An 8,489-nucleotide genomic window follows, 5' to 3' on the forward strand; every position below is an offset into this window, starting at 1 on the left:
AAAGATACTATGTTCAAAAAATATTATGTTCAAAAATACTATGTTCAAAAGGTCAGAAAAACCTCCTGCAAGCAAGTTTGCAGGAGGTTTTTTAGACTTTAGCCCCGCCAAAAAACATGGGTAAATGGCTGTGATCTGGCTCATTTCATATTATTTTGCAATTCACGGATCAATTCTTCCATTACGATCGGCTTGGACATAAATCCATCCATACCACATTTCAGCGCTTTCTTTCTGTCTTCGTCAAAAGCATTGGCAGTCATTGCAAGGATCCTGATCTTTGCCAGTGCCGGATCCTCCAGTGCCCGGATCTGCTCCGTGGCCTCATATCCGTTCATTACAGGCATCTGAATATCCATAAGCACCAGATCATAAGTGCCTGGTGCTGAATTCTTCACTTTCTCCACTGCCACTGCTCCATTTTCCGCTATATCAACCAGGAATCCATATTGTTTAAGAATCTCCTCAGCAATTTCACGGTTTAACTCATTGTCTTCCACAAGCAGTATACATCTGCCTCTGAAATCGGAACCTGTTTCCGGAAGGATACAGTTCTCTGCCCCGGTCTGCTTCTGGCCGATAGCAGTCATCAGTGTCTCTCTGATATCTGACATAAACAGCGGTTTTGCGCAAAATGCATTTACTCCTGCTGCTCTGGCTTCTACTTCAATATCTGACCAGTCATAAGCAGTCAGGATAATGATCGGCGTATCATCGCCCAGACTGCGGATCTGACGGGTGACTTCAATGCCATTCATATCCGGCAGACGCCAGTCAATGATATAAGCATGGAATGCATCCCCCAGTTCCATAGACTGCCGCGCACGAAGAACGGCCTCCTTACCGGAAAGTGTCCATTCTGAACGCATTCCAACCTTTACAAGCATCTTTGTCACACTGTCACAGGTATTAAAATCATCATCTACAACCAATGCCTTAAGGTCTTCCAGCTCTGCGATCTTCTCTATGCTGCGCTGCTCTGACTGGATCCGCAATGGCAGACGGACTATGAATTCAGTTCCTTTGCCCTGCTCTGTCCGAACTTCAATCGTTCCCCCCATCATATCCACAATATTCTTGGTAATTGCCATGCCAAGTCCTGTCCCCTGAGTCCTGCTGACTGTGGAAGTCCGCTCCCGTTCAAAAGGAGAAAAGATCCTCTGTATAAATTCCTGGCTCATACCGATCCCGCTATCCTTTACCCGGATCTCATACAGCCCACTGCCCTTTTTCGTCCCTGGAAACTGCTTCAGCCGGACAGAAACGGTTCCCCCTGCAGGCGTAAATTTGATCGCATTAGACAAAAGATTCAGCAGCACCTGGTTCAGTCTGGTTTTATCACAATAAACATCCTCATCTGTAACATCCATGGCATCCATATAAAGCTCCAGCTGCTTCGCATAGATATGTCCACTGATGATCGTCTTCAGATCATGAAGCATATCAGACAGACTGACCTCGGTTTCTTCCAGATGGATCTTTCCGCTCTCAATACGGCTCATATCCAGTACATCATTGATCAGTGAAAGCAGATGGTTGCTGGATGAAAGGATCTTTCCCAGATAATCCCTGACTTTTTCCTTATTATCAATGTTGCTTACAGCCAGTGTAGTAAAACCGATAACAGCATTCATTGGCGTACGGATATCATGGGACATGTTGGAAAGGAATGTACTCTTTGCCCGGTTGGCAGTTTCCGCAGCGCGGACTGCCTCATAAAGGGCCTGGTTCATTTTCTTATCAACGGTACGGTCAGACATAACTAGGATATATTTCTTTTTTCCGTTTACCTCACTGCCCATTGCAATAATATGAAACCAGCGTTGTTCCCCTGTTTTCTGGTGAACATATTCAAAATCCCATTCCTGCTGCTCATTTACCTGGATCTCTTTCAGATAATTCTTCTTTGGATCTTCACAATCTTCGGAATGCAGTTTTCCCAAGACGCTAATATCCTTTTGGATCTGTTCTACTGTAATGCCCAGCAGTTTTTCCACATTGGGACTTACATAATCTGCCTTATATGTTTTTGCATCCAGCATCAGAAAAACGTCATCTACACTCATGGACAGCTTTTGAAACAGCTCATCCCTATAGAGGATCTCAACATCCCTTCTTTTCAGGCTTATCCTGTTCTTTTGGAGGATCAGTTCAATAATAAAGACAGCAAAACCGAACACTATGGTTCCTCCAAGGAGCATAGTCCGAAGCTGCAGGGAATTCATGCTGGCATTGACTATATCAGCCTGGACAAGTCCCAGAAATATCCAGTCCTGGCATTCCGAGCTTCCATAAACCAGATAGTAATTACTTCCATCCAGATTTACCAGCATCGTATCTGTACGTCTCTCTTTAAATTTCTCTGAAAGTTCAAGGATCTCCTTTTCGGAAATATTAGAATGCTCTCTTAAAACACCAAAGAAATTATACACGGTTCCCCATGCCTCAAAGGAATGATCGATGACAACACGGCCATCTGGATGAACCACATAACTCTTGGCATTTCCATTAAAAGCAGAGATATCCAATACATCTACTATATCAGCGTTTTCATATGCAATGGCAATTGCATCATATTCAAAACCCTGATAGCTTCCATGAGACTGGGGGCTGGCAAATACAAGCATCTGTTGTTTTCCGGGAACTACTGCATTTGTTATGATATCCTCCCCCAGCGTGATCTTATCTTCAAGATTTTCCTGTAATCCAAGATACCCGGCTTCACCTGTTAACATCTTATAGTTGCCGTCAGCTGACAGAAAATAGAAATATAAAAAACCGGCCTCTTCCTGGGCTTTATCTATATAATCACGGATCTCGCTTTCATCAGAAACCTTCTTCAGATACTCCCCCCACATATGAAGATAGGTCAGATTTTTATTTGCCAGTTCATTTAACACATTATTTGACTGATGAAAAACCTCCGTCAAATGGGAAGCACTTTCCTCATAAACCGTTTTCGACACAAACTTAAAATACCGGAAAGCAGTCAAAACGATCCCAATGAAGAAAACAATAAAGACAGCTATCCTTAATCGTTTTCCCATGAAAAAGTTCTCTCTGCCTGTATTACGATTTCCAATATTCATTCTTCTCACCTCAGAGTAATGTAGTCTTCAGGCTCTGCAAGAATAACATTACCCTCCGAAATATGTCCTGTCCAGGTATCTTTCACAGAAATATCTTCACTGTCAAATACAATATTTTTACCTGCAGGATCAGCTTCCATGTGTCGCGGTATTGCCAGACAGGTTACAGTAAACCTGTCATTGTCCCCAACTGCTTTTCCATTCTTTGTAACTTTATCCAGCGTATAGCCATCGTCATTTTCCCTAACCTTCACAGAAATGCCGCTGACCACAGGCAGAGAGCCCCTGTTAAAGGGAATGAGACCTCCCTCATAGCCTTCTACAAAGTTTCTGACTGTTTCTTTCAGTTCAGACCCGCTCATTGTACATTTGTAAGCCCAAAGACCATTTGGCATGATCATTCTGCCTGCCATTTTTTCACTGTATTTTGCCTTCAGTACATTTCCTGTAAAGCTGTTTCCTGATGCGATCAGCACATCTGTGCCATAAATACCTCGCAAAGTGTTTGCCATAACAGAATACGCTTCATTCCCCCCGTTGGTATGAAAGATATTGGAATATGTTTTCTGTGGCTCCAGCACTATATTTTCAGAAATAGGGCTTTCCTCAAGAAGCTGGGTATTAAATGACTGATAAGCCTGCACTGCATTGTATTCTCCTGATATCATTTTGGAAACCACGTCCTTAGAAATGGCAAAAAAGTCATTTGACGCAATACGGATATACATATGGTTTTCTTCGATCACAGGCTTTACATCCTTCAGATATTCTGTAAGATGGATATCCACATCCTGACTGTAGCTTAATATATCCTGGCCCTCATAAACGATCTGGTTCTGAGCATCCTCTGAAAGCATTGTATTCAACACCTTCATTGCCTTCTGCCGGCGTGTTTCATCCTGTGTCAGATCACGGTTTAATGCCACCTGGAAATAGGGTGTAGTCATCAGCCACTTTTCGCCGTTCTGTTGAAAAAATGGCAGAAATGTTGTGTTGATGCCCTGATCCTGAAATATCTTTACACCGGAAGAGCTGCCAAAATACATGGCAACCTTACCGTTTTTGTACAGTTCAATCACATCATCATAATTCATATCCAGATCATCCCGGCTCAATCCTGTATCCTTTATGAATCGCTCCATACGTTCAAAAGCCTCCGGCCAGACTGTACTGTCCAGGCCTTCTCTCTTTGTATTTTCCGGATTACTGTAGATGGTACGCCATTTGCGTCCGGCTGCAGAAGAAAGCTCTGATGCAGACAGTCCCTGCAGCGTTTCCATACATGTATAATCATAATAATAGTCTGCCGCAAAACCACGGATACCTGCTTTTTTAAATTCCCTGCAAGCAGAAACAAAGCTTTCGTAATCCGTTGGCAAAGGAATATCATACTTTTCAAAAAGATCCCTGTTCACTACAAAGCCATGGGCATCTGCACACACAGGAAGCCAGTTTACGCTGCCATCCTGGTTCGTAAAACTGTTAATGTATGTATTATAGACAGCACCTGCCTCATTGGTTGTGGAAAGATCCATCAGGCTGTCTTTAAGTGGGCTTGCATCATGGAGTGAAAACCGGCAGCAGGTTATAATATCCGGCAATCCACCGTTTTCCTTCAGAAACCGGTAGAAATCCAGGTCATTATTACCTACCACAAATTCAATATTAATATCCGGAAGCTGTTTCTGGATGTATGGTGCATATTTTTCATACAGCTGCGTGGACCACAAATATACTGTGATCGTTTCTGCATCTTCTTTTTCTGCACTCTTTCTGCCACAGCCTGACAGAAGTGATATAACTGTCACCATCACAAAAAGTACAGAAAACAACCTATTCCATTTTTTCTTTTTCATTACGGATCCCCCAAAAACTATTTTCCACCAATCTGCTGATCACTTTTACCAGTAATTTTACATCAACGGGTTTTGCAATATGTTCATCCATCCCTGCTTCTTTTGCTTTCAGCCTATCCTCGGTAAAGGCATTTGCTGTCATTGCGATGATGGGGACCACCTTTGCATCTTTCCTGTCCAGAGACCGGATCATCTTTGCTGCTTCATAGCCATTCATGACCGGCATCATAATATCCATAAGAATGACATCAAATTCACCGGATCTGCTTTTTTCGAATATCTCAACTGCTTCCTGTCCATTCCATGCTTTCGTCACCTGGGCGCCCTCATTCTGGAGCAAAAATTCAGCAATTTCCATATTCAGCTCATTATCTTCTACCAGAAGGATATTCAGATCCTTTATGGATCTTTCCGATACATTCTTCTGTTCTTTATGTTTATCCGCATCCAGGTCTATTTTAAATGGGACCCGGAGCACAAAGGTCGTACCTTTGTCCCTCTCACTTTCAAAGGTGATCGTTCCACCCATTTTTTCTGCCAGGTTCTTGGTGATGGTCATCCCTAAACCTGTTCCCCCAAATTTAGAAGCTCCGCCCTTTTGCTCCCTGGCAAAAGATTCAAAAACATGCTCTTTAAATCCGCTGCTCATGCCAATACCTGTATCACGGCATGTAAATTCCAGCATTGTACTTTCTGTACTGTGTGACGGGATTTCTTTACAGCTTAGATCTATGTTTCCATAATCCTTATTGTATTTCACAGCATTACTCAGGATATTCATCAGCATGCGCTTCAGATAAAGGGAGCTTCCCAGTAATTTCCGGTGCTCGATCTCTATTGTCTGTTCAACCTTTATTCCCCTTTCATCTGCCTGTCTGCTAACCAGGTCCATCACATCATTTATTGTCTTATAAACATCAAAAGGCTTTTCTTCCAGCAAAATTTCTCCTGATTCCAGCTTGCTCATATCAAGAACTTCATTGATCAGCTCTAAAAGAATATTTGAAGCTTCACGGATCTTTTTCCTGCAATCTGCCTGTTTCTGCAGATCATTGCTGTAATGATCCCCTACATCGACCATTCCGCAAATCCCATTGATCGGTGTACGGATATCATGACTCATCCTCTGGAGAAATTCTGTCTTCGCCCGATTGGCCGCCTCTGCCTTTTTAGCTTCTTCCAGAAGTTTTCTCTGGTACTCCTGTTCTCTTTCCATTTCTATTTTAATGCTGTTTGCCCTGGATTTTTTAAGAAGCAGCCATACCAGTGTCACCACCACCATATAAATAAACATGACCATTATCACATTTTGCGGCAACGTATGAAACACAGTACGCTCCGGAATATATGCATAAATATAATAATCCCTTTGTTTCAGCATCAGTCCATAATAGAAATCGTCACCCACATTCAAATGCATTAAATGTCTGCTGTCTGCATTTTTCTTTAAAGCCTGGATCACCTCCTGTTTTTTCGCATCCTGACCAATAAGGCTGGTATCATTGGAAGCAATGACCACACCATTATCCACGATCATGATCGTTCCGTCACTAAAGGTCTGATATCCATTTAACAGGCTCTGTATGGTAAGCTTATAATTTTGCAAAAACTCAGCAGATGTATAATAATAAGTAATTACAATACCAGGTTCATCTCTCCTGGCACATGCAGCTACATCTATATGCCCTCCATCATCACAGCTGATCTGCTGGGAATATACCTTTTCCTCATGATCTGCAATATCCAGTATTGTTTCTTTATTAACATGTTCCTGTATTTTTGCAAAACGGCTTCTATCCACACTCCCGCTCTCACTATATTCACCTACAATATTTCCATTTGCATCCAGTACCATAGCACCTGTCAGCCATAATTGGTCTGTACATTCTTCTAAGAGCTGATTGTTAAATTCTTTTCCGTCCTGTGTTTTTGCATCTATGACAACACTGACCTGTCTTGCACTGTCGATCGCACGTATCAGGCATTTACATTCTGACACCTCATTATAACGTGTATACACAGAACATTGTACCTTCACATAATTTACTATATTCAAAAGCCGGGATTCCTCATAGGCTTTACTAAAATAGAAAAAATACAGAACTGTAAAACAGGTCAGACACATACCCAGGACTGCACTGACAGTCCAGAATTTCATTTTTATCCATTCCTGTTTATTCTTCTCCAATTTTATCTACCTCCAGATATTTCTCCGGATCATCAAGATACTTCCCAATGATTTTTGCAGCTGTTCCATCTTCTTTCATGTCAGCTAATGTCTGTTCTAATTTCTGGCAAATACCTCTGGTGTCATCCTTTGCAAATGCAACTCCGAGCCCCACTGTCATAAGTGGTTCATCCAGGATACGCAGTTCCATATTATAATCCTTCATATATTGGATAATGGATTCCTCATGGGCTCCCACTGCATCAACATAGCCTTTTCCTAAAAAAGTATAGATCAATTCCCTGTTTTCCAGACTGATCAGATTCCCCAGCTTAGGAATCCTTTCATCCGTCCGGCGCAGAAATATCTCTTCCGGTTTTGTTGTTGACTGGACAGCAAGTTTTTTTCCCTCCAGATCACTTAATTTATAGATATCACTGTTAGGATTGACTGCAACAACCTGCCTGCTTATCATATACGGACCTGCCCACTGATAATCATCCAGTCGTCCTTTCATGGAAAAACAGCCCATAATACAGTCTATTTCTCCATTTTCTAACAGTTTCTTTTTCTGTTCCCAGCTTATGGGAATGATCTCTATCTTATATCCCATTCTTCCAAATGCTTCCGTCGCCAGATCAACATCTATTCCCGTCGGCATACCATCCTCATTTAGAAAATTATAGGGAGGATAATTATCACTTCCGATTTTTATAACAGGATTTTCCGTTGTGTCAGTTATTTTATCTGTCTTATTGCATCCTGTGAGAGCTGTCATTAATACTGTCATTAATATAAGAAATATCAATCCAGCCGTAATTTTTTTCCCTTTTTTCACCTTACAAACCTCATTTCCATATCCTGTCGGTACAATTTTCCTGAAAAACAGCCTCTGTAGTAGTTGTAATAATTTCCGGTTTTCTTCTGCTGACCATTGAAGTTGTCTCAAAATTCAGAAAACTGATTTTATTATACGCCCACGCCCCTCCGTACACAAGAACAATATCTCTTCTTTACTGCTTAAAATTCTTTAAGATTGCAAAAAACTCCTGCCATTATCCAGTGGTTCAGTGCTTTTTGAGGTATAAGATCCAGAAAAGGACACTTATCTTCCAGAAATTCTGAAAATAAGTGTCCTTTCGGGGCATCTACCGTTCTGTCTTTCTTGGAATATATCAATGCATTCACTCTCCTTTAGTGTGGCAAAATCAAAGTCTGATTTTTTAACAGTGTGGCAATAACTGGGGCATATTTAGATTTAATCGACTAAGGTCCAAAAGATTTCCGAAGGGTCCGAAAACCGCCGATGCGCATGACAGATGCACATTTGGGAGAAAATCCTTTGTTCGTGGGCTTGCGTCGCCTATTGTCAGAACT

At 41.7% G+C, this 8,489-nt stretch carries 4 protein-coding genes; all 4 read right to left on the reverse strand.

The genetic code is table 11. From position 1 onward, the window contains the following. Window positions 1–140: 140 nt before the first annotated feature. From DW251_RS11185 to DW251_RS11200, 4 genes are read right to left on the reverse strand one after another with little or no spacing between them, the layout of a single operon-like run. The gene (locus DW251_RS11185; protein ID WP_347474657.1) at window positions 141–3,047 is read right to left on the reverse strand and encodes a response regulator; all 2,907 of its coding nucleotides are present in this window, start codon (window positions 3,045–3,047) and stop codon (window positions 141–143) included. 47 nt (window positions 3,048–3,094) lie between these two features. Then, the gene (locus DW251_RS11190; RefSeq protein ID WP_021870268.1) at window positions 3,095–4,945 is read right to left on the reverse strand and encodes an ABC transporter substrate-binding protein; all 1,851 of its coding nucleotides are present in this window, start codon (window positions 4,943–4,945) and stop codon (window positions 3,095–3,097) included. Continuing rightward, complete coding sequence (locus tag DW251_RS11195; protein WP_347474658.1) at window positions 4,923–7,133, reverse strand: response regulator; 2,211 nt, start codon at window positions 7,131–7,133, stop codon at window positions 4,923–4,925. The genes DW251_RS11190 and DW251_RS11195 overlap by 23 nt, the downstream gene beginning before the upstream one ends. Next, a complete protein-coding gene (locus tag DW251_RS11200) occupies window positions 7,120–7,902 on the reverse strand; it encodes an ABC transporter substrate-binding protein (protein WP_118301180.1) in 783 nt (260 codons plus the stop codon). The genes DW251_RS11195 and DW251_RS11200 overlap by 14 nt, the downstream gene beginning before the upstream one ends. Window positions 7,903–8,489: the final 587 nt, after the last annotated feature.

The sequence above is a fragment of the Clostridium sp. AM22-11AC genome (assembly GCF_003473545.1).
In the GTDB taxonomy this organism is placed as follows: Bacteria; Bacillota; Clostridia; order Lachnospirales; family Lachnospiraceae; genus Enterocloster.

Bases quoted from the DNA above. Each gene is read 5' to 3' on its own strand.
- DW251_RS11200 (WP_118301180.1), bottom strand. From the start codon at position 7,902: ATGACAGTATTAATGACAGCTCTCACAGGATGCAATAAGACAGATAAA.
- DW251_RS11185 (WP_347474657.1), bottom strand. From the start codon at position 3,047: ATGGGAAAACGATTAAGGATAGCTGTCTTTATTGTTTTCTTCATTGGG.
- DW251_RS11190 (WP_021870268.1), bottom strand. From the start codon at position 4,945: ATGAAAAAGAAAAAATGGAATAGGTTGTTTTCTGTACTTTTTGTGATG.